We start from the raw sequence: 23,121 nt of genomic DNA, 5'->3' as shown, positions 1-23,121 counted from the left end.
TGTTATTGCGGAATCAGCTGGCTGATCTGGTTCAGCAGACCGTTGACCTGGCTGATTGTCTCTGGAATTCCTGTCGATTCAAAGGCGGCCTTGCCCTCCTCCAGGTTGGCTGCAGCCTGATCCAGGCCCTGCTGGAGCTTCTCGTTATAGCTCACGATAGACTGGTGGAGTTCAGTAGCATATTCCGGAACCTGAAGATTGGCATAACCGGAAATCTGCTCCTTCAGGGCATTCAGCCGTTCTGTTAAGTCCTCTCTGGCTTGGACGTCTGTGGCTGCATCAGCAGCCAAGGTCTCCATCTCCTGACCGAATGCTGTTAAGGCCTGCATGTATGAGGCTGTATCTGCGGCAAAGGTGACACTGTCCCCGACCTTCTCGGCAAATCCGCAGCCCGGGACTATCAGCAGGATGAGCAGCAGCAGACCCAGTCCATATTTCTTCATTTGCTTCACTCCTCTTTGGTTAGGCATGTGCCATGTTTATTGTATTTCATACGTCTTGCCGGCAGAGCGGGTTACGGGAAACCTCATGAAATTACGATGAAAATACTATGAATTAAAAGTAAGAAAGAGAATAAATTAAATTCTTACTTGACAGGTGGGATTAAAGGGTTATATGATTACAGCAATCCTTTACCAGTAATTAAATGAACAGTGAAATAATGAACTGAGCCGATTGGACCGCCAAAGGCTCCCGCAGTACTACCCTATGGAGGGAGTCTGCCGGGAGCCTTTTTTGTATACTCGGAGTTCCCGCAAAGTATCTGAGTTAGCCTCATGTACAAGCGGCACTTTGTGGGGGTGTTTTGTTTGGCTGACAGAGGAGGGCAGGGAAGAGATGACAGATGGGCAATGGGAACAGCTGGAGGAAGCGGACTATCTGTTCCGCAGAATGGTGCGCAGATTCGTTAAGGAACGTGACCGCGTGAACGTCGAGGGTATTACCTTGCCGGGCATGCTGATTCTGAACAAAATTATCCGGGAGGGCGAGCAGCGGCTTAGCGATCTGGCCGGCGAGCTCGACTTCACCTCCGGTGCGATTACGGCACTAAGCGATAAGCTGGAGACAGGCGGATTTACAGTCCGCAGACGAAAAGAGGACGACCGCCGGACAGTGCTGCTTGATATTACAGCCAAAGGCCGCGAGCTGGTTCAGCGCAACAGCAATATCGGTGAACGATGTATCACGCTTCTGTTCGAGGGCTTTACGGAGGAGGAGCTTGCCTTGCAGAGCCGCTTTTTTGAGCGGATCACCCGGAATCTGGAGGGATTCTCGGACACACTGCTGGAGCTGGCCAGACAGAATGCCGAAGCTCCCCCGCCTCCGGCTCCTGAGCAGAAGCCGCGAAGAGCTGTGCCTGATAACAAGTATCTAAGCTACTGATAAGCGGTCCGGGTGGTAATGGCTTAAGCAGCCTAGTAACTGTACCAGGCTGCAAGTGCTTAAGTTATGTAGAGCTGCGCCGGATGACAAGTGATTAAGCTGCCGATAACTTGGTCATATAACAAGTCTGGATTATTCTTATAACAACTTAGATTGTTCGCTAAATGGCGCTGATCCGGATTGCGATAAGCCTGAGGAAATCCTATGAATATCCTGTGCGTAGCCTAAGGAAATCCTATGGAAAGCCTATGGAAAGCCTATGGGAATCCTATGCGAAACCTGTGTGAAGCCTGTGAAAATCATATGAACATCCTGTGCGAAGCCTCCGTCGTGTGCATCTGAGTAAATAGGTGGAAATTGTCCATCTAATCCCCGGCCAAACGCCGAAATGAGGGCATTAGGTGGAAAAAGGCTAACTAATTCTACTGTTTTTGAGCTTATGAAGGGTTGGCGATCGAAATAAGTGGCGATTTTCCATCTAACGCTTGCAAATAGGAAGAATGGATCGAATTAGGTAGCTAAAATCCAACTAAAGTCTGCTTCTGAGGCCAAGGTGGATACTGGTTAATGCGTCCGGAGCGGGCTTTCATACACAAATTTAATCCAGGGAGCCTATGCTCACAAAAACTAAGCGTACGCTTCCGAAGCTAGTTTTTGTACGAAGTAAACGCAGGGAGCCTATGCTCGCAAAAACTAAGCGTACGCTTCCGAAGCAAGTTTTTGTACGAACTAAACGCAGGGAGCTTATGCTCACAAAAACTAAGCCTATGCTTCCGAAGCTAGTTTTTGTACGAAGTAAACGCAGGGAGCCTATGCTCGCAAAAACTAAGCGTACGCTTCCGAAGCAAGTTTTTGTACGAACTAAACGCAGGGAGCTTATGCTCACAAAAACTAAGCCTATGCTTCCGAAGCAAGTTTTGTCAGAAGTCCATTCAACGAAGCATATCAAACAAAACTAAGCGTACGCTTCCGAAGCAAGTTTTTGTACGAAGCCAACGCAGGGAGCCTATGCTCGCAAAAACTAAGCGTACGCTTCCGAAGCAAGTTTTTGTACGAAGCCAACGCAGGGAGCCTATGCTCACAAAAACTAAGCGTACGCGTCCGAAGCTAGTTTTTGTACGAAGTAAACGCAGGGAGCTTATGCTCACAAAAACTTTTAAGGAGAGATAATCATGGGACACTCAACCATTTATCCGACAGGAGCTACTTTATACAACCCGGCCAAGGCATGGAGCGGCTATACCGTCTATCAGGCGGGGGAGGAAGGCGTCGTGCTGATTGATATGAACGGCAAGGAGGTCCATCTGTGGCAGGGGCTGCTTGGCTTTCCGGCCAAGATTCTTCCGGGCGGCTATGTGCTGGGCAGCACAGGCAGAAGAGACCCGAAGTTCGGCATCCAGGACAATGTTGATCTGGTGCAGGTGGACTGGGACGGCAATATTGTCTGGAAATTTAACAGCTATGAGCATATTGAGGACCCGGGCTATGAGCCGCTCTGGTATGCCCGCCAGCACCATGATTATCAGCGGGAAGGCAATCCGGTAGGCTATTATGCCCCGGGACTTGAACCGCAGGTGCATAGCGGCAAGACACTGATTCTGGCTCACAAAAATCTGCATAACCATGACATTTCCAACAAAGAGCTGCTGGACGATACCATTATTGAAGTGGACTGGGAAGGCAACATCGTCTGGGAGTGGAAGGCCAGTGATCATTTTGCCGAGCTTGGCTTTGATGAGGCGGCGCGTAATGTATTGTTCCGTGACCCGAATACCCGTTCCTTCGGCCATCTGGGCGGCGGTATCGGCGACTGGCTGCATATCAACTCCGCTTCCTACGTAGGTCCGAACAAATTTTACGATAACGGGGACGAACGCTTCCACCCCGACAACATTATCTGGGATGCCCGTGAGGCCAACATTATCGCCATTACCGACAGAGCGACAGGTGCTGTTGTCTGGCGGCTCGGACCGGACTATTCCCTGCCTGAGGTGAAGCATATCGGCTGGATTATCGGCCAGCATCATGCCCACATTATTCCGAAGGGCCTGCCGGGTGAAGGCAACCTGCTTGTATTTGATAACGGCGGATGGGGCGGTTACGGCCTGCCGAATCCGGCATCGCCTTTTGGACAAAAAAATGCTGTTCGTGACCACTCGCGCATTCTGGAGATTAACCCGGTTACTTTTGAAATCGAGTGGCAATATACCTCTGCAGAGGCAGGCTTCTCTGTCCCGACGGACTCTTACAAATTCTACAGCCCGTATATCAGCTCCGCCCAGCGCCTGGAGAATGGCAACACACTGATTACGGAAGGTTCTAACGGCCGCCTGTTTGAGGTAACCGCAGAGCATGAAATCGTGTGGGAGTATATCTCGCCGTACACAGACCGCCGCAACACCAATATGGTGTACCGTTCCTACCGGGTGCCTTACGCCTGGGTTCCGCAGCTTGCGAAGCCGCAGGAGACGGAGATTGAACCGATTGATGTGACGACGTTCAGAGTGCCGGGTGCAGCGCCAAAAGGCCCGGATTCTGTAGTGGCTGTAGCCACCACCCTGCCGTTTGTAGAGGGAGCCGCTTGCGTGGCTACGGCAGATGAAGGTGTTCTGCAGCGTAAAGGCTAGCCCATTATATAACGAAGAGGTGGATCGTCTTGAAAAAAACAGGAACCTGGTACGGAACCGTTATTCTGCTCTTATCCCTTTCCCTGGTTACTATACTTTCCGGCTGCAGCTCCAAGGGTGATGCGGCAGCGTCGGGGGAAGCCGGAAACGGCAAGCCCGCAGTCTTGAACATTAAAATTGCCGACACCAACACCAACCCGGTGTTCCGGGTGGCAGCGGACAAGGGTTTTTTCAAAAAGCATAACATTGACGCAGAAATCATCACCTTTGCTTCCCCGGCCGAGGGGGTAAACGCCCTGTTCATTAAGCAGGTGGATATCGCTTACGGCGCGGACTTTCCGGTGCTGAATGCCGTATCCAAGGGAGGGTATTCCATTATTGCTTCAGCCGGGCAGGCTACAGATCAGGCGGCTGCAGCCTGGAAGCTGTATGTTAGGGATGATATTCAGTCGGCGGCTGATCTGAAGGGCAAGAACCTGAGCTTCATCCGCGGCACCTTTATCCCGTATCTGTGGGATGAGTACCTGAAGGAGCAGGGCATTGCGCTCGGCGATGTGACGTTGACCGGACAGGGCGGGTTTGACGAAGCTTTTATAGCCCTGAAGCAGGGGGATATTGATGCGGCCTGGGTCATCGGCTCGGCACTCGTTGACAAGCTCGCAGCCCTTGAGAATGTGCATGAGCTGAGCGATATGTCTGAAACGCCGGTGCGGCTCGGCATGGGCATTGTAAGCAGTGATACTTTTATTGCAGCCAATCCGGACGGAATCGGCAATTTCCTGGCAGCGGTCGATGAAGCCTCGGCGTATGCCCAGGAGCATCCTGAAGAGGTTGCGGACCTTATGTACGACGAGGTGAAGCAGCCTAAGGAGAATACGCTGAAGGATCTGCCGCTCAATCCGTGGATTATTGGCTTTACACCGGCTGCTTATGACAGCCTGGCCGGCCAGAAGGCCTATATGCTCGGTGCGGGGATTATCGAGAAGGATTTTGACCTGAAGGCGGCAATCAATCTGGACCCGCTCAAAAAAGTGCTGCCGGATACCGTGACTTACGGGGAATAGCTGGCAGGTCAACGGGGATTTACTATTTTAACTCAAAATGTTCAGGAGGTGCCTTAGATGTCTTCACTTGCAGGCTCACACGCCATTCAGATCGAGCAGCTCCGTAAAAGCTACAGCGCCCAGACAACAGGAGACGTTCATTACATCATTAAAGACGTCAATCTGGTGATCAAAGGCGGGGAATTCTTCGTGCTGCTCGGACCGAGCGGCTGCGGCAAATCGACGCTGCTTAATATGATCGCCGGGTTCGTCTCGAAATCGGGAGGCAATCTGAAGGTGGATAATGTAGAGATTGACCGGCCGGGCAGAGACCGTGCGGTAGTCTTTCAGCAGGCGGACTCCTCCCTGTTCCCCTGGCTGACGGTGCGGGAGAATGTCGAGTTCGGGCTGCGGATGAAGAAGACACCGAAGGCCGAGCGCAAGCAGATTTCAGACCGTTTCATCCAGCTTGTCGGCTTGTCCGGACATGAGAAGAAGTTCCCGAAGGAGCTGTCGGGCGGCATGAAGCAGCGTGTGCAGCTGGCCCGGGTACTGGCGAATGATCCGGCCATTCTGCTGATGGATGAACCGTTCGGCGCCCTGGATGCGATGACCCGGCGGACGATGCAGAAGGAGCTGGTCAATATCTGGAGAGAGACGCATAAGACGGTTATATTTGTCACTCATGATATTCAGGAAGCACTGCTGCTCGGGGAGCGGATCGGCATTATGTCGGTCGGCCCCTCCTCCAACATCACGGATGTTTATGACAATCCGCTGCCTTTTCCGCGGGACGTGGCTTCCCCTGAGTTCTACTCGCTGTACAACAAGATTCAGGGTCATTTTGAAGAATAGATAAGGGGGTGACAGGTGATGAAATGGGTGGAGAAAAAATGGGTCTCCGTCACCCTGCTGTGGCTGGCCGCCTTGTGCATCTGGCAGCTGGGTGCGCTGATATACGGTCCTGATGTCATTCCGGGGCCGTGGGCCACGCTACAGGGCGGCCGGGAGCTGATCAGTGACGGTACGCTGGTGCAGTACATCGGAATCAGCTTTTACCGGGTGCTGGTGGGCTGGGTGCTCGGCAGCCTGCTGGCCGTTCCGGTCGGGCTCATTATCGGTAAAGTGAATATCATCCGGATTTTTGCGGAGCCGTTCCTGAATTTTATCCGCTTTATACCGCCGATTGCCTTCATCACGCTGTTCCTGGTGTGGTTCGGAATCGGGGAGCAGTCCAAAATTGCACTGATCATGTACGCCACCTTCTTCATTGTTGTGCTGAATACGCTGACCGGCGTTATGGCGGTGGAGGAGGACAAAATCCGCTCTGCCCGCAGCATGGGGGCAAGTGAATGGCAGATCCTGCTGCATGTCATCGTTCCGGCGACCACGCCGTATATTTTTACGGGTATCCGTCTGGCGATGGGCACCTCGTATATGGCGATTATCGGGGCGGAGATGATTGCTTCGAATGAAGGGGTAGGCTATCTGATCTGGAACTCGCGGCTGTTTTTCCGGACGGACTGGATTTTTGTCGGGCTGTTCTGCCTCGGCTTCATGGGCTTCTTCACTGACAGGCTGTTCAACTGGTTCGGCCGCAAGGTGCTGTACCGTTATGGTGTGGTCAACGTCGCGGCACGCAGGCGCTGACCGGCAGGCTGTCCCTGAGCGGCGTTCATTCCTCCATGCTATAATATAAGGGCTAAAGCATACAGGATTTGAAAGGGGCAGCAGCCTGATGGAAGTTACCGCACAGGAAGTAGCAGAGTGGATGGTCAAGGAGATCCGGTTCACCGGGACCCTGCACCAGACCGCCGCGATTGAATATGTTAAGGCCAACTTCGGCGAGCAGTTTGTATTTGTGAATGAGAACGGGAACGCCTCACTGGCTAAGGATGTCAAAAAAGCATTCCGTAAGCTGCACGGCGGACGGATTGCCTGGGACCGCGATGCTTTTCTGTGGGCCTGGACGTAGCATAGTGAAAAGGACCATTGCCCGGTGCGGGAAATGGTCCTTTTTGCTGCACACGAATCCTGCCGCTGGCGGCAGAGCGGCCGCAGCCTGTGAGCTGCGATAACCGGCTAGGTTGTGCGCCGGCATCAGCAGCCCGGCAAGACATAGGCTACAGGCAGCCGCCGGCTATACAGGCACCTCGCGGGTGCTTTTCTCCATGGGGGAGCTGCACAGCGGGCAGGGCTTGGAGGCCAGATGATCCTCCGCCCCGCCGGCCTTCATCCGGGTCCAGCCCGGGCAGCGGGCGCCGGTACAGTTCCACACAGGAACCGTATGGGTCTTGGCATGTCCGGCTGTGCCGGAGGTATACCCCCTGGACAATCCGGTTCTGCTCACGGACACAGCAGAAGCAGTGGAGGCGGCAGGTCTGGAAGGGGCGGCAGCGGAGCGGAAGGCGGACAGCATGAAGCGGGAGACCTCCGCCTTCTTGCCCCGGTGTCTGGCCGGGGAGCTGATGAACAGCTCCTCCTTGGCTCTGGTGACAGCGACGTAGGCGAGCCGCCGCTCTTCCTCCAGTGCGGAGATACCGGCATCGCTGCCTGCCTTGAAGCTGCCGGCTGCCGGAAGCTGGCCGGCCTTGCGGTCCTTCAGCCGGTCGCCTTCAAGCGCCGAGCTGTGGGGCAGAATGCCCTCCGAGGCTCCGAGCAGGAAGACAACAGGGAATTCCAGCCCTTTGGACTTATGGATAGTCATCAGTGCAACGCGGTTGCCCTGCTCCTTGAGTCCGCTCTGGCGGCTCAGCTCATTGCGCTCGGTGATGCCGGCAATAAAGTCGAGGAATACAGGGAGGCTGTCGAACCGCTCAGCCGAGGTTTCCAGCTCATCCAGCATTTCCTTCAGCGTCTCGCGGTGCAGGGTAGCCTGATGCCGCTCATTAGCTTCTATGAAGTAGTCATAGAAGCTTGTCCGGATGCGGCGGATCGCCTGCAGCGGCGTCAATGCAGCCAGGCCGCGGATCAGCTCCAGCCGCTCCCGCAGCTTGGTGCCCTTGAAATCCTCCATTCCCGGCAGGGAGAGCAGATGAATCAGGGGGCCCTGCTTGGGCTGGACAGCCTCCATCCGGCGGATATGCTCCATGCCGGTTTCCCGGTTCATATACAGGGTCGGCATAATGCTCTCCATCGCGGCAAAGTTGCGCCGGTTCAGTGACAGCCGCAGATGGTCCAGCACCGGCAGGATCAGCCAGTGCTCGTAGAGCAGCTGACCTTCACCGTAGTCGATGTAGGGGATATCCCGCAGCAGCAGCAGCTCCAGCACAGCGCGGTTGCTGCTGGAGGCCCGGTACAGCAGGGTGAAATCACGGTATTCCCTGTTGCTGCTGCTTACCTCATTTACGATATGGTCGACAATCTGTTCGGCTTCCTCATCTGCCGTCTGCGGGCGCAGATATCGGGGCTGGGCGCCGCCGCTTCTGGCCGCCTGCAGCGTTTTGGAACGGCGGCGCAGGTTATGGCGGATGATCCCGTTGCCGAGGCCGATAATGGCCGGGCCCGAACGGTAGTTAATATCAAGGGTGATAACCCTTGCACCCGGATAGAGCTTTTCAAATTCCAAAATAAACTCGCTGCGCGCCCCGTTAAAGGAATAGATCGTCTGGTCATCATCGCCGACGACCATCAGGTTGTTGTGCGGATAAGCGATCATTTTGACCAGCTCATATTGCAGCTCATTTGTATCCTGGAACTCATCCACCATGACATACTGGAACTTCTGCTGCAGCTCCTGCAGGAGATGGGGCTGCTCCAGCAGCATTTTATAGGCAATCAGCAGCACATCATCGAAGTCCATTTTGTTATGATCCTGCTTCCACTGCTCATAGAGGGTCAGAATCGCCTTCATTTCCTGCTCTGCGGTATTCGTCTCAGGGAGTGTATCTGCATCCCTCATATTCATCTTGCAGGAAGACAGCAGGGCCAGCAGGGTTTCCGGCGGATAAGCATCCTTCGGCAGCCCCAGTTCCCGCATAATCTGCTTCAGCAGGATGTGCTGGCGGCGTGTCTCATGAAAGATATCCTGCCGCAGCCCCTGGCGCCTCAGAAAATACAGAAAGAAAGAGTGGAAGGTACGCGCCTGCAGGCGCGCGGCATCGCCTTCGGCAACGCCCGGCAGCACGGCGATGCGCTCGCGCATCTCCGCCGCCGCCTTGCTGGAGAAGGTAAGCAGCAGCATCCGTGCGGGGGAGACCCCCCGCACGGACAGCAGATAGCCTGTTCTGCAGATCAGCACCGAGGTTTTGCCCGAGCCTGCACCGGCCAGCGTCAGCAGCGGTCCTTCGTGATGCCGCACCGCTGCAATCTGCGGCGGGTTAAGCAGGATTCCGCCCTCCTCAAGCCGGCGGAAATAAGCGGCATCGCCTTCCCCCGGCTTCACCGTCTCACGGCTGGTCCGGGCTGAGGCAATTGCCGCCTGGGGAATACGTTCACCGCTTGCACCGAGCGGTATATTATGGAATAAAAGCTTGTTCATCAGATTCACCTTCAATATAAGTCCATTAGCCAATCTACAATATAACACTGCACTGCCTGTATAGAAAAGCGGTTCCCCTGTTTACTTTATTTTGCCAAGCAGGGTATTCACTTTCCGTTCATATTGGCGGGGCTTGTTCTCGCGGATTTCCTCAAGCAGAAACACAAGCGACTGCTTCACCCGGGGAGACATACCTCTGGCAATAGCGGCGTATTCCTTCCTGAACCGGCTGTCATCCAGTATCCGCTCGTTGAGCACGATGGCCCAGCCCCGGGCAGGCTCAAGCATGTCCGGCAGCGACTCCAGCAGCTGGGTCAGGTACATCTCCATGTGGCAGCTCTCCACAAAATGAACAAGCCCGAACATCACTTCCTCATGCCCGGTCTCATCGTCAAACACTTTAAAAATCTGCTGGATTACGGCATCCTCCGTGTCACCGGCCAGTCCCTCCAGCGCCAGGTCAAACAGCTCGCATTCCAGCTCTGTCCGCAGCAGCCGGTTGGTATAGAGCTGGGCTATCCCAGGGTACATGTTCATCAGCAGCACCGCCTATTTCCGGTCAAGAAGATGCCGGATTCCCTCAGCGACGCCATGCTCGGCATTGCTAAACGTAATGAAATCCGCAGTTTCCTTCAGCAGCTTGGCGGCATTGCCCATGGCAATCTTGTAGCCGGCCCGCTCAAACATAGGCAGATCATTATAGCTGTCGCCCATTACAGCCACCTGATCTTCAGGAATGCCGTAGTGTGCAGCAAGCTTAATGACACCTGCACCTTTGTTGGCATCCTTGTGATTGATTTCAATATTGCTCTCGTGGGATGCTGTAATAATCAGGCCGGGAACAGCAGCGAAGCGTGTGGACGCTTCCTTAAGGACCTCGCGGTTCAGCGAGAAAGCAAGCGCCTTATAAAGCAGCTGCTCCTCCTTGCCCCAGATCTCCTCCATGCTCTCTACATACGTTACGGCAGCCTGGCGGAACTGCTTGGCAACCATCGCTTTAAGCAGCCAGCCGAAGCCTTCAGGGATTTCCTCGTCTTTAAGCTCGGCCAGCTTTTCCAGACGGACCCGCTTGTCCAGCTCGACATATACATTGTCTCCGGTATACACCTCGTAATACAGCTCAGGGACCTCGTTCATCCAGCGCAGCACCGGGATAATATCCTCTTTGTCCAGCGGCCGGCTCACCGCCTGGGTACCGTCCGGCAGAATCAGCAGAGCCCCGTTCATAGCGACAACAGGACAACTCAGGTCGGACAGCCGCAGCTGACGCTCAGCATCCATATAAGAACGTCCGGTGGCAATCGCCACAATATGGCCCAGACTCTGGGCATGAATAATCGCTTCGCGGTTCTCCGGACTGATATTTCCATTTTCGTTCAGCAGTGTTCCATCCATATCAAGTGCAATCAGCATAATGTTGTGCTCCTTTTTCTGTACGTTCTAATCCGCACCTCTGGGACTGTGAAAATCATTTCCTGTATTTTATCATTAATTCTCTGTAAATTAAAAATTCCTTTTCATGGGCTTGCCTGAATTTCCGGAAAACCACCCGGACGTGCTACAATATAAGGCAGACTATTGATGAAACCGCCGAAAAATGGGGGAGTATGAATGAAATCCAGAAATTTAGCTACAATTTCACTTGTTGTAATGGCATGCGGCTTTCTGATTACGCTGTTCTTGCCGGATAATATACCCTTTGAGCTGCTGCGGGGCGGCTTTGAGGCCGGTCTTGTCGGCGGGATTGCCGACTGGTTCGCCGTGACGGCGCTGTTCCGTCATCCGCTGGGCCTGAAGATTCCGCATACCTCCCTGCTGATCAAAAGCCGTGACAAAATTGTCCAGTCCCTGATCTCTGCGATGGAGAATGAGCTGCTGAACAAGGCAAGCATTGAAAACAAGCTGCGCGGCATCCGCATTATCCGGCTTGCCGGCGGCCTGCTGACCAAATTTATGTCCAGAAAGAAAGTAAGGGCGGAAATTCTGGAGCAGGTGAGCACTTTTGTGCTGCGCCTGCCAGTAGAGCAGGCGGTGCCCTATCTGCAGAAGACCGCTGCCGGGTATATCCGTGATGCCGAGCTGGGCGAGGCCGCAGACACCATTGCCACAAGGCTGATGAATGACGGCAAGGATATCGCTGCTCTGGACTATGCGCTTGAAGGCGTATCCGGCTGGACCGGACGTCCCGAGACGCGTGCCATGCTGGGCAAGCTGGCCAGTGAAAAGCTGGCCGAAGTGAAGCTTGGCGGACTGAAAGGGATGGCTTTCCAGGCTTTTGTCGGGTTTATGGATGCCGATATGCTCGGAGAGATGCTGCAGGGCATGCTGCAGTCGGGTATCCGTGATTTCCGTGAAGAGGATAATCCGTACCGTGAGCAGATTATCCGGGAGATTCGCGTCGCCCTGTTTCAGCTTGTAAACGATGAGACAAAGATTGCCGGCCTGAAGGAGTGGGCTGAGGGCACTGTGCAGGGTGATGAGGCGGCAGCCTTCCTGCAGAAGCAGCTTGAGATTGTCCGCAGCAAGGCTATTGCTATGCTGGAGGAGGACCGGGTAAGTGGCGGCCGGAAGCTGTTCAGCCTGTATGGCCTGCTGGCCCGCCGTGTCAGCAGGGAGACAGATCTCATCCAGGGCTGGGAGGAGCGCATCCGCGCTTCACTGATTGCTCTGGTAGAGGCTAATCATTACCGTATCGGTGTTCTGGTCAAAGAAAACCTGGATCAGATGGATGATGAGAGCCTGGTGAATATGCTGGAGGAGAAGATCGGCAAGGATCTGCAGTGGATCCGGGTCAATGGTGCGGTCTGCGGCTTTGTGGTAGGTCTGGTGCTGACCGTTATCCAGCTGATCTGATACAAACAGTAAAGAAAGGGACAGCATGTGCCTGATTGGCGGGTTTATCCGCCGGCAGACACAGAGCTGTCCCTTTGTCATGGAGGCCGGTTTAGACCGGGCAGGCTACAGCAGATTTTTGCCGTTGCTGATGGTGAAGGCTTCCATCACAGGCATTACAAAAATCTTGCCGTCACCGAAGGAGCCATGCTCCCCGGTTCTTGCCGTTCTCATAATAATACTGATGACATCATCCTTCTCGTCGTTATTGATGACAATCATCAGCAGTTTTTTGGAAATCTGATTGTAGTGGTTTGTTCCGACCTGAATTCCCTTTTGTTTACCGCGCCCAAGCAGATCCATCTTACTGATGGACGGGAAGCCGGCAAGCATTAGCTCAGCCATAACCTCATCTGCCTTCTCCGGTCTGATAATAGCCTTAATCATTAACATAAGGATGCACCCTTTCTACAGCTGATTAATGTGTTGTAGGGGGTTGCCAGCATCTGGATGGCGGAACAAGTTAACATAGCTTGTTATTGGCAACGCTTACAATAACAGTATAATTGCTGCTGCGGACCATATCCTGCGAGAATGGTCACAAAGTTCTTTATACATACTGTCGCAAGTCAGAGGAGCGCTGTTCAGGCCGGCTCCCCGCTGTCAGGCATGAAGAAGTGACTGATACAGCTCTTCCAGGCGAAGGGCGGTATGACCCCAGTCGAAGGTGCGCAGGGCGTCGCTTCGGCCCTGCAATCCGATCCTTGCGGCCAGTCCCGGGCTGCGGCCGACCCTCAGCAGCAGCCTGGCAAAAGGCAGAGCCTCCCGGTATCTTACGGCCAGATAGCCGTTATGGCCGGAACGGATAATCTCCCGGATTCCCCCGTTGTCTGAAGCGATGACGGGCAGCCCGGAGGCCATCGCCTCCACATTGACCAGCCCGAACGATTCATGCCTCTGGGAGGGACAGACGAAGCAGTCCGCAGCCTGATACAGGCTGTGAATCTGCTCATGGGCAATTTTGCCCGGAAAGGAGACGGACACGCCCAGCCTTCCGGCCAGAAGCTTCAGCTGGCGGATATACGCCGGTTTGCCCTGCCCCGCAACGACCAGATGGGCAGGCATACGCTTGTTCACATGATACATCGCCCGGATGAGGACATGCACACCTTTGCGGGGAATGATTCTGCCGGCAAACAGCACGGTAAATACCTGAGGCAGCCGGTATTGCCTGCGCAGGCGCTGGCGTTCCGGCAGCTCCGCAGGTGTGAACCGGGAGAGCTCAGCGCCCAGCGGGACAACGCTGAGCCTTCTGTGTATCCCGGGGAAGCGCCCTGACAGCTTATTCAGCAGTGATCTGCTATTAACGGCAATCCCGTCGGCGCGGGCCAGGGAGCGCGCTATTCTGCGCTCAGCCGGAACAAAGGTAAGGGAGTGGAGATACAGCAGCACCGGGATATCAGGGTGCCGCTCTTTGACGGCAGCCATAAGCAGCGGACGGTTATCGACCTGGATAATATCAAAAGACTCTTGCTTCAGGAATTGGAGCACGGAAGCCTGGTAAAGACGCGGAGTACCCGAAGCCAGGCGGATAATCCGCACCTGCTCCAGCTCGGCGGTGTCCGGCAGCAGGGCGGTTGCCCGGCTAATTATAGTTACGTCATGTCTTCCGGCCAGGCGTCTGGCTATCGCCCAGATACAGATTTCTACAGAGCCGTCCCCCGGCAGCGGGAACTGCTCCGGTGCAATGATACAGATACGCATAGTTCGAGCCTCCTTCCGGCCGGCTTTCGTAAATTCTCTCTATCACCATATGCACTATTTCAGGCGGAGGATACCCTTGGTGCCAATCAGGAGGCAGTTTGCTTTAAGGTCGCGGCGATGACCGCGGCAACCTTCTGTTCCAGCTCGATGATCTTTTGTTTGCTGGCAGCAATCTGCTTGTAGCCTGATACAAGCGAGGTTAGGGATTGTCCAGCGAGAGCCGGGTTTTGCTTGCGGACGGCAGTCTTGAAGCTGCTGAAGTCGGCAGTAATCCGCTTATTCAGGGCGGAGGCTGCGCTTTTTTGGGTTTTGATGGATGTCTGGGGGCTTTCAATACCCGATAAGGTTCTGCGGGCGGCGGCAATCTTCCGGGTCCTTGCCTCTTTGGCCGCCTTCAGCACGGCTTCCTTGTCCCTGATGTCCTGGCGGGCGATCTGGACTGTGATTTTCATAGCATCCGCCTGGGTCTTGAGAATAGCATTCAAATTCTTATCTTTAAGCCTCTTAACGAGTGCGATCCGGCTGTTCAGTGCGCTGTACTGGTCGAAAAGCGGCTGGTAACGCTCCTTGGTGCTGGTGACAGCTGCGGTAAGCTTAGCTACGGCGGCCTGATCAATCTCCGTAATCTGCTTGCGGACTGTGATCAGGCTCTGGGCGTTTCTTTCATGCAGGACACGGATCTGTTCTTCCCTGCTGTCATACTGAGCGGCCAGGCCGTCCAGCTCGCTGTATTGGCTCTTCAGCCTGGTCCGGTCCTGCGTGCTTGCGGCTGCCGCAGTCAGATCAAAGGCTGCCTCAATGGACGGGGTCAGTACAACGGCCGCTGCAGACGCCCTTCCTGCTGAAGCGAATAAGGGCATTATCAGAACCAGCACTGCGAGAAAGATTTGCACACGTTTGTTCACGATATTCCTCCTCCTGATATCCCTGTTAACCGGTATAACAAAAAAACACCCGCAGTAAAGGCAAATAAGCCTTTATTACGGGTGCTTCCGGCGTAACAAGTCAGTTTAATATATTATTGGTCTAAACTTTAGAGGAATTACGGGACAACGTCAATATTTAAAATTCGGAATTTATTCCCTAAACGTGTGCCGTACATTTCTTCCAATGTCCACATGTCGTATACTGAAGAAAGAGTATAACGTAGAGTCTGCATAGGAGCCGGCTCGTGATGAAGGAGGCCCTGAATAAATGGATTACTTGGCAGAGAATCACAGTATTCTGGATCAGGCATTCATGATGTCACCTGTAGGAATGGCAGTGTGGGCCGTAGAGTCGCATAAGTGGATTAAGGTCAATTCCGCATTATGCGATATCTTGGGCTGCAATGAAGCTGACTTTCTCCAGAACACCGTTTGCGGCAGCCTGATTGCACCACCGGCGGAGCAGGAAGGCCTGTCATTGACAGAAACGATAGACCCGGACTCCCTACCACCGGGCGCCTCCTCCGTAAAAGAATTGAAATTTTACAGCCGTCCAGGCCGTCCATTGTGGCTATCCCTTACCTTTGTACGTCCTGAAGCCGGACAGGCTTCCCCGCACATTATCGTATATGCAGCAGATATTACAGACCGGAAAATTGCGGACCAGCTCACTGTAGACAGCCGTGATTTATATGATTTATTTATAAAAGACGACCAAAGCATGATTTCCTTTTCCCAGCCTGACGGCACTCTGAGCTTTATTTCCCCCTCTTCCCTGAAGCTTATCGGTTACAAGCCGGAGGAGATAATCGGGAGGAACCGGATTGAATTCTACCACCCCGATGACAGCAGGAACATGGATTTGGCTGAAGGGCTGCTGGGAGATGATACGTACGTCCGCCGTCTGCGTCATAAGGACGGGCACTATATCTGGTTTGAAACCTCTTTTCATGCAGTAAAGAATGAGAAAAATGAAATCACCAGAATTATGGGCATCGGCCGGAACATAACCAGCCGCAAACAGAATGAAGAGGCGCTGGCTGCCGCGCAGAGAGTTGCCCGGATCGGCTCCTGGAGCTGGGATCTGGCTAAGGGCAGGCTGTCATTCTCGGAAGAGCTGCAGCGGATGCTCCATCTTGATGCAGGAGCAGAAGGGATAAATCACCAGACACTCATCGACCTTGTCCATCCGGATGATCTTGATTATCTCTATGAGAATGTTGAACGGGCACTGGCCCGGGGAGCCTCCGGTGAGGCTGCTTACCGGCTGATTCTCCAGGATGATAGTGAGCTTACGATTAATATCCAATGGGATGTGATCCTGAATCCGGACGGAGTGCCGATCCAACTGATCGGCATGATGCAGGATATTACCGAGCGGCAGCAGATGGAGCGCCAGCTCAGGGAGAGCGAGCGCAATTTCCGCCTGATGTCGGAGAATTCCCTGGACCTGATCTCGCGCCATGCGGTTAAGGACAGCATCTTCCTGTACTGCTCTCCCGCCAGCAGTTCGCTGCTGGGCTATGAGCCTGAGGAAATGGTCGGCACCAGCGCCTACGACTACCTTCATCCGGATGATCTGCTGATGATGCAGCAGATGATGGCGCAAAGCGAAGCGGACAGATTTATTCGGCCGATATCCTACCGGTACCGTCACAAAAACGGCAGCTACGTCTGGTTTGAGTCGAACAGCCGCTATATTTTTGATGAACACGGGCAGATTGCCGAGATCATTGCCGTCGGACGCGATATCACCGAGCGCAAGCAGTTTGAAGCCAGACTGCAGGAGAGCGAGCAGCACTACAAATCGCTGTTTGAATATAACCCGTCAGCGGTCTATTCCATGAACTTGCAGGGGGACTATCTGACGGCGAATACTATTCTTGAGGAACTGTCCGGCTACTCCATGGAGGAGCTGATCGGCAATTATTACGGACCGCTTGTGCATGAAAAGGATGTTCAGAAGACGAAGGACCATTTTGAAATGGCAGTCCGGGGTGTGCCGCAGAATTATGATCTGACGCTGATTCATAAATCAGGACATCTGGTAGAGATTAATACGACCAATATCCCGATTATTATTGATGACGAGGTGGTCGGGGTCTTCGGCATATCCCGCGATATAACCGAACGTACCCGCTATACCGAGCAGATTGAGAAGCTCAGCAATGATTACACCCTGATTCTTAATGCAGTATCCGAGGGGATTTTTGGCCTTGATACGGAAGGCAGAGTGACCTTTATTAATCCCGCGGGAGCGCAGATGCTGGGCTTTGCCTACGGTGAAATTATGGGGCAGCCTTATCTCGGCTATATTCAGCAGACGGAGCTGGACGGGATCTATTCGCGGCCCGAAGAGTCTCCGCTGATGCAGGCTGTACGGGCGGGCGAGTCGCTTCAGAGCAATAATGCGGTATTGTGGCGGAAGGACGGATCAAGCTTCCTGGCCGAATATCAGGTAACCCCTTTGTTTGATAAAGGCGAGCGGATCGGAGCGGTTGTTGTTTTCCGCGATATTACCAACGAGCAGGAGATCATCCGTGCCAAGGAATCTGCCGAAAAGGCTGATCAGGCCAAATCGGAATTCCTCGCCATTATGAGTCATGAGCTGAGAACCCCGATGAACGGAATTATGGGCATGACGGATCTGCTTACAGAAACGGAGCTTGATGAGGAGCAGCGCGGGTATGCTGCAATTATCAGTGAGAGCAGTGCCTCTCTGCTGTATATTCTGAATGAAATCCTCGATTTCAGTAAAATTGAAGCCGGGAAAATGACGCTTGCCCGGGAGCCGGTTCATTTGGAGTGGGTGATGGAAAGTGTCAAGGAGCTGTTCCTGCCCAAGGCACGGGAGAAAAATATCGAGCTGACCTGCAGGATCGCTCCTGATGTACCGGAGCTGATTACCGGGGATGCAGACCGGCTGCGCCAGGTGCTGGTTAATCTGGCCAGCAATGCGGTCAAATTTACCGAGCAGGGATCGGTGGATATTGCCGTGGAGACGGAACTTTGCCCTAACCGGGACAAAATGATCCTGAAGTTCAACGTGCAGGATACCGGAATCGGGATTCCGCCGGAGAAGCAGTCCCTGCTGTTCCAGTCCTTCTCGCAGCTGCATCCGGCGATTAACCGCAAATATGGCGGTACCGGACTGGGCCTGTCTATCTGCAAGCGGCTTGTGGAGCTTATGGGAGGGGCTATTGCAGTAGACAGCAGGGAGGGTGAAGGCGCCAACTTTTATTTCACTCTGCCTATTCATGTCGAATATGAACCGGATAAAGATCCTGTGGGGATGGATACGGCAGATGCAGAGGCTATTCATTCTCCGCAAGCCGGCACGGTCCCCTATGTAATGGCAGAGCCGGGGGAGCCGGAGCTGCATCATCCGGGGGAGCATCCCGGGGTGGAGCCCAAGTTCGGTCCGCTGCGGATTCTGGTGGCCGAAGACCACCCGGTCAACCAGAAGCTTCTGCTGACCATGCTGAAGAAGCGGGGATACGCTGCCGACCTGGCGGAGGACGGCCGGCAGGCGCTGCAGAATGTGCTGCAGCAGCCTTACGACCTTGTATTTATGGATGTGCAGATGCCTGTGATGAGCGGGCTTACTGCAGCAGCCCGAATCCGTGACCAGCTCGCGCCGGATAAACGTCCGTATCTGGTAGCCGTAACAGCCTTCACACGGCCCGAGGACAGGGAACGGTGCCTTGCTGTAGGGATGGAGGATTTCATCAGCAAGCCGTTTCTGGCATCGGATATTGAACGTGTTCTGCAGAAGCGGCAGGAGCGGATCGCTTTATGAGCCGGACACCGCAGAGCCGCCGCATCCTTGCCGCTGAGCCTTATACACAATGGGAGCCGGGCGTTCATTCGCCCGGCTCTGCCTGCGGGCCGGCCACGCTGGCCGCCATGATGGAATATTGGCATACGCGGCAGGGAGCGGATTTTATTCCCGGCAGCAGGCATTTTGCCACCAAAGCAGCCCATATAAATTACATATACAGCCGTCACAGCGGGAGAGCCTGGGGCATGAGTGTACGCAGCTTCGTCCGGGCTCTTCACGGGTATATCAGCTCTGCTTCCGGGAAGGATGAGAATAACAGCGGCAGGACTGACGTAGCTGTATTCAACGATATAGAGCGGTATAAAGCGGAAATCAACGCAGGGCGCCCGGTGGCACTCAAATTCGATAAGTGGTTCAGCCTCCGCTGGCAGGGGGAGTTTGCCTACGATTATCATTGGGTGCTGGGAACCGGTTATGAGGAGCCGGAGGACGGCTTGGGGCCTGTGCTGATTGTACACGATAACGGGGTTCGGCTTAGAGGCGGCGGCTATCTTCCGGGGCAGGAGCGGCGCATTCACTATATACCTAATCAGGCTGTAATATCTATGGTAAGCCTCAATATTATCGGTTTCTAACCCGGCTTCCGATACAGCAGATGTACGAAACGGGAATCCTGGCAGAAAATCCTGTACAAACGTTTGCGCCACTGGGATAATGACGCTATAATTCCAGTTAATAAAAGGTAAAGGAGACAGGTTGCCTTGTCCGTACAAAAAGAAATGAAAGAACCGGTTCACTATGGTGATCCGGCGGCCACCGGCGGAATATCTGTGTTTGATCAGGAGTTTGACCAGCTTTTCAGCTATGACGGCAATGATCTGGGCTTAACTTATACCCCCCAGTCCTCCTCGTTCTGCCTATGGGCGCCTACTGCCTTTGAAGCAGAAGTTGTGCTGTATGATTCCTGGCAGGATGCCGCAGGTAAGCATCTGCCGATGACCCGTGAGGTGCGGGGCACATGGAGGCTCAAAATAAGCGGTGACCTGGAGGGCAAATTCTATACCTACCGGGTGCGTGTCGGGGAGCAGTGGAATGAAGCGGCAGACCCCTATGCCCGGGCTGTTGGGGTTAACGGTGACCGGAGTGCCATCCTGGATATGTCCAAGACAAATCCTGGGCGCTGGACGGATGACAAGCCGCTGCTTGCCGACCCGGTCGATGCTGTCATCTACGAGCTGCATCTGCGTGACTTATCCGTACATCCCGGCAGCGGGATTGTCCATAAAAGCCAGTATCTCGGCCTGGCGGAGGATGGAACACGCGGCCCCAGAGGGGTTGCGACCGGACTGGATCATATTGCCGGTCTTGGTGTAACCCATGTGCAGCTGCTGCCGTTTTATGATTATGCTACAGAGAGTGTCGATGAAACCAAGCTGGATCAGCCCCATTATAACTGGGGGTATGACCCGAAGAATTTCAATGCCCCGGAGGGCTCCTATGCCACCGATCCTTATGCTCCGGCTGTAAGAATCCGTGAACTGAAGGAGATGATACAGGCGCTGCATGACCGCGGGCTGCGCGTCATTATGGATGTCGTCTACAACCATGTATATGACGGCTTCCGCGTTAACTTCACAAAGCTGGTTCCCGGTTATTATCTCCGCTACAAGCGGGATGGCAGCCTGTCGAACGGATCGGGCTGCGGAAATGATGTTGCGAGCGAGCGGCTGATGGTATCCCGCTTTATCGTCGAATCCGTCCTGTACTGGGCGGAGGAATATCATATTGACGGCTTCCGCTTTGATCTGATGGGCCTGCTGGATATTGGGACCATGCAGGAGATCCGCCGCCGTCTTGATCAGCTGGACCCTTCAATTATGACCATCGGCGAAGGCTGGATTATGGATACAGAGCTTGCACCCGAGAAGCTTGCGAATCAGAGCAATGCAGATGTGCTTCCGGGAATCGGACATTTCAACGACGGCTTCCGCGATGCGGTGAAGGGTAATATTTTTCACTATGAGGAACGGGGATTTATCAGCGGCAAGCACGGCCTGGAGCAGGCGGTAAAGACGGGAATTACCGGAGGCATAGTGCACGGCCAGGCTGCCGGACAGTTTGCGGATGAGCCGCAGCAGTGTGTGAATTTTGTGGAATGCCATGATAATCACACGCTCTGGGACAAAATCGTGTTATCCGCACAGGATGAGAGTGATGCAGACCGTGCAGCCATGCACCGTCTGGCCTCCGCAATGGTGCTGACCAGCCAGGGGATTCCGTTCCTGCACGCCGGCCAGGAGTTTATGCGTACCAAGGATAGTGTGGAGAACAGCTATAAATCGCCGGTAGAGGTCAATTGGATGGACTGGGAGCGCTGCGCCGCCCATGCCGGCGATGTTGATTACATGAAGCGCCTGATTGCGCTGCGGAGGGATCATCCGGCCTTCCGGCTGCGCACCGCAGAGGAAATACGCGCACAGCTCATGTTCGAACAGTCTCCGGCCGGCACAGTGGCCTATACACTGCGGGGTCATGCCGGAGGCGATGCGGCTGAGCATCTGTACGTGCTCTATAACGCCAATCCGTCCGGAGCTTCCTTGAAGCTGCCTGCCCTTGGCGAATGGAGCATACTGTTCGGCGGCGAGCTGGTCTCCAAGCTTGCGGGCGGTGCGCTGAACGTCAAGCAACCGGGCATGGTTGTGCTTGCCGTACAGCCGCAGCCACATACACTATAAGGTTTGAACAACAGTCAACGGATGCTGCTCCTGGATAAGGAGGGCATCCGTATTTTTTTTGCCTGGACAAGCCTGTTTTATGGAAAAGTACTTCACCTGTCGTAGTAAGTATGCTACAATTCAATTACTACGACAGATGAAGTAAAAAAACGTTAAGGAGGCCCGCACTTGATCAGCAGTGATGTTATCCGGGGCTATAACGATACCCTTATTCTCTACATGCTGCTCGATGGCGAATCTTACGGATATGAAATATCCAAGAACATCAGGAAGCTGTCAGACGAGAAGTATGTTATGAAGGAAACCACCCTATACTCCGCGTTCTCCCGGCTTGAGAAGAACGGATATATCGACTCTTTTTTCCTGGATGAGACGTTTGGAAAGAGACGCACCTATTACCGCATTACACCGCAGGGTCTGGCCTACTACCGGGAGAAGTGTGCAGAATGGAAGGTTACACAAGAGGTTGTCAACAAATTCATAAAGGAGCTGTAATGACATGGATACTATAGCCGCATATTTGAATAATATGTTTGCTTCCCTGCCTAGGACCGAACAGACGTACAATCTGAAGCAGGATCTGCTGGCCAATATGGAGGAGAAATACCATGAGCTCAAGAAAGAAGGCAAATCGGAAAATGAAGCGGTCGGCATCGTCATTTCCGAGTTCGGCAATATAGATGAGCTGGTTGAAGAGCTCGGCTTGCCGGGGGGCGTAGAGGATACGCTGCTTCCGCTGCTTGCGCCGGAGGATACATGGAGCTATACAGCGGCGAAGAAAAGGGCCGGGTTCATGGTTGGGATTGGAGTCGTGCTCTGCATGATCGGTCCTGCGCTGCTGATTGTCCTGGTTACCCTTGCTGAATACGGCTTTCTGCGCGGTGTGCTCTCGGAGGATGCCGCCGGAATGATCGGTGTAAGTATACTGCTAGTGCTGATAGCGCTTGCGGTTGGCATGTTCATTTACAGCGGCTCTAGTATGGAAAGGTTTAAATATCTGGAAAAGGGCTTTAATCTGCCCTGCTTTTTGCGGACAGAGCTTGAGCAGCGCAGACGTGCATATACTCCCACTTATACCCTGTCGCTGACGCTGGGCATTTGTCTTTGTGTGGTATCACCGGTTCTGGTTATTATCTGGGCTGCCGTTAGTGAGGACACTACGGGTTATGGTGCGGCTATCATGCTCTTGCTCATCGCACTGGCAGTCTTTCTGTTCATCTACTACGGAACAATCAAGGAGAGCTTCAGCTTTTTGCTCAAGGAAGGGGAATATATCGAGCTCCCTCCTGAGAAAAAGGAAGAGAAGCGCATCATGGGCTCCATCGCTGCTATTGTCTGGCCGCTGGCTACCTGCATTTTTCTGATTAGCGGCTTTGTTTTCCAGCGCTGGGACATCAACTGGATCGTATTCCCGGTAACCGGCATTCTGCTCGGCATATTCGGCTCGGTATATAATCTGGTCAAGGCCCGGTAAGGCTGCCGGTAAGAGCTTTACCCATTCCCGAAATTTTAAATAAAAAAGTGACATTGCTCATTTAGGCGGCAAAGAA

General features: G+C 53.9%; 19 protein-coding genes. 12 read left to right on the top strand and 7 right to left on the bottom strand.

Features of this window, described 5'->3' with window-relative positions:
* Positions 1 to 2: 2 nt before the first annotated feature.
* Complete coding sequence (locus BN3772_RS15015) at positions 3 to 443, bottom strand: DUF6376 family protein (RefSeq protein WP_042200404.1); 441 nt, start codon at positions 441 to 443, stop codon at positions 3 to 5.
* Between the two features lie 394 nt (positions 444 to 837).
* On the opposite strand from BN3772_RS15015, the gene BN3772_RS15010 reads away from it, so the two are divergent.
* The 6 genes from BN3772_RS15010 (at position 838) to BN3772_RS14980 (ending at position 7,028) form a co-directional block, all read left to right on the top strand.
* Positions 838 to 1,383 (top strand): MarR family winged helix-turn-helix transcriptional regulator, encoded by a 546-nt coding sequence (locus tag BN3772_RS15010; protein ID WP_042200402.1) that lies wholly within the window; start codon positions 838 to 840, stop codon positions 1,381 to 1,383.
* A gap of 1,172 nt (positions 1,384 to 2,555) precedes the next feature.
* Positions 2,556 to 4,010 carry an aryl-sulfate sulfotransferase gene (locus BN3772_RS15000; RefSeq protein WP_042200399.1) on the top strand — a complete coding sequence of 485 codons (1,455 nt, stop codon included), beginning with the start codon at positions 2,556 to 2,558 and terminating at the stop codon, positions 4,008 to 4,010.
* 29 nt (positions 4,011 to 4,039) lie between these two features.
* Positions 4,040 to 5,074, top strand: coding sequence for an ABC transporter substrate-binding protein (locus BN3772_RS14995; protein WP_052380517.1), 1,035 nt, complete (start codon positions 4,040 to 4,042; stop codon positions 5,072 to 5,074).
* Between the two features lie 57 nt (positions 5,075 to 5,131).
* Complete coding sequence (locus tag BN3772_RS14990) at positions 5,132 to 5,908, top strand: ABC transporter ATP-binding protein (protein ID WP_042200395.1); 777 nt, start codon at positions 5,132 to 5,134, stop codon at positions 5,906 to 5,908.
* A gap of 18 nt (positions 5,909 to 5,926) precedes the next feature.
* Positions 5,927 to 6,703 carry an ABC transporter permease gene (locus tag BN3772_RS14985; RefSeq protein ID WP_042200393.1) on the top strand — a complete coding sequence of 259 codons (777 nt, stop codon included), beginning with the start codon at positions 5,927 to 5,929 and terminating at the stop codon, positions 6,701 to 6,703.
* Between the two features lie 88 nt (positions 6,704 to 6,791).
* A complete protein-coding gene (locus BN3772_RS14980; RefSeq protein WP_039869189.1) occupies positions 6,792 to 7,028 on the top strand; it encodes a DUF6953 family protein in 237 nt (78 codons plus the stop codon).
* Positions 7,029 to 7,193: 165 nt separating this feature from the next.
* Here the strand turns inward: BN3772_RS14980 and BN3772_RS14975 are convergent, their stop codons facing one another.
* From BN3772_RS14975 to BN3772_RS14965, 3 genes are all read right to left on the bottom strand, one after another.
* On the bottom strand, positions 7,194 to 9,533 hold the full coding sequence (locus BN3772_RS14975; protein WP_042200391.1) for a UvrD-helicase domain-containing protein: 2,340 nt from the start codon (positions 9,531 to 9,533) through the stop codon (positions 7,194 to 7,196).
* 81 nt (positions 9,534 to 9,614) lie between these two features.
* A complete protein-coding gene (locus BN3772_RS14970) occupies positions 9,615 to 10,070 on the bottom strand; it encodes an Imm30 family immunity protein (RefSeq protein WP_042200390.1) in 456 nt (151 codons plus the stop codon).
* A gap of 12 nt (positions 10,071 to 10,082) precedes the next feature.
* Complete coding sequence (locus BN3772_RS14965) at positions 10,083 to 10,946, bottom strand: Cof-type HAD-IIB family hydrolase (RefSeq protein WP_042200389.1); 864 nt, start codon at positions 10,944 to 10,946, stop codon at positions 10,083 to 10,085.
* A gap of 198 nt (positions 10,947 to 11,144) precedes the next feature.
* Here BN3772_RS14965 and BN3772_RS14960 point away from each other — a divergent pair, with 198 nt between their 5' ends.
* On the top strand, positions 11,145 to 12,386 hold the full coding sequence (locus BN3772_RS14960; protein WP_042200388.1) for a DUF445 domain-containing protein: 1,242 nt from the start codon (positions 11,145 to 11,147) through the stop codon (positions 12,384 to 12,386).
* 105 nt (positions 12,387 to 12,491) lie between these two features.
* On the opposite strand, the gene BN3772_RS14955 is transcribed toward BN3772_RS14960, so the two are convergent.
* The 3 genes from BN3772_RS14955 to BN3772_RS14945 form a co-directional block, all read right to left on the bottom strand.
* Positions 12,492 to 12,818, bottom strand: a complete 327-nt coding sequence (locus tag BN3772_RS14955; protein ID WP_042200387.1) for a P-II family nitrogen regulator — start codon at positions 12,816 to 12,818, stop codon at positions 12,492 to 12,494.
* 210 nt (positions 12,819 to 13,028) lie between these two features.
* Positions 13,029 to 14,129 carry a glycosyltransferase family 4 protein gene (locus tag BN3772_RS14950; protein WP_042200386.1) on the bottom strand — a complete coding sequence of 367 codons (1,101 nt, stop codon included), beginning with the start codon at positions 14,127 to 14,129 and terminating at the stop codon, positions 13,029 to 13,031.
* A gap of 86 nt (positions 14,130 to 14,215) precedes the next feature.
* A complete protein-coding gene (locus BN3772_RS14945) occupies positions 14,216 to 15,034 on the bottom strand; it encodes a hypothetical protein (protein WP_052380516.1) in 819 nt (272 codons plus the stop codon).
* A 289-nt stretch (positions 15,035 to 15,323) separates the two neighbouring features.
* On the opposite strand from BN3772_RS14945, the gene BN3772_RS14940 reads away from it, so the two are divergent.
* The 5 genes from BN3772_RS14940 to BN3772_RS14920 all read left to right on the top strand — a co-directional run bounded on the left by BN3772_RS14940 (position 15,324) and on the right by BN3772_RS14920 (position 23,045).
* Complete coding sequence (locus BN3772_RS14940; RefSeq protein ID WP_042200385.1) at positions 15,324 to 18,854, top strand: PAS domain S-box protein; 3,531 nt, start codon at positions 15,324 to 15,326, stop codon at positions 18,852 to 18,854.
* Positions 18,851 to 19,471 (top strand): C39 family peptidase, encoded by a 621-nt coding sequence (locus BN3772_RS14935; protein ID WP_042200384.1) that lies wholly within the window; start codon positions 18,851 to 18,853, stop codon positions 19,469 to 19,471. The genes BN3772_RS14940 and BN3772_RS14935 overlap by 4 nt, the downstream gene beginning before the upstream one ends.
* Positions 19,472 to 19,597: 126 nt before the next feature.
* Positions 19,598 to 21,571, top strand: coding sequence for a type I pullulanase (gene pulA / locus BN3772_RS14930; protein WP_042200383.1), 1,974 nt, complete (start codon positions 19,598 to 19,600; stop codon positions 21,569 to 21,571).
* A 168-nt stretch (positions 21,572 to 21,739) separates the two neighbouring features.
* Positions 21,740 to 22,066 carry a PadR family transcriptional regulator gene (locus BN3772_RS14925; protein WP_042200382.1) on the top strand — a complete coding sequence of 109 codons (327 nt, stop codon included), beginning with the start codon at positions 21,740 to 21,742 and terminating at the stop codon, positions 22,064 to 22,066.
* Between the two features lie 4 nt (positions 22,067 to 22,070).
* Positions 22,071 to 23,045, top strand: coding sequence for a permease prefix domain 1-containing protein (locus BN3772_RS14920; protein ID WP_042200381.1), 975 nt, complete (start codon positions 22,071 to 22,073; stop codon positions 23,043 to 23,045).
* The last annotated feature ends 76 nt before the right edge of the window (positions 23,046 to 23,121 follow it).

This window comes from Paenibacillus camerounensis (assembly GCF_000723885.1).
GTDB classification, from domain to species: Bacteria; Bacillota; Bacilli; order Paenibacillales; family Paenibacillaceae; genus Paenibacillus_AQ; species Paenibacillus_AQ camerounensis.
Note: the sequence above shows the minus strand (reverse complement) of the source record. Positions and strands in the feature narration are given on the sequence as shown.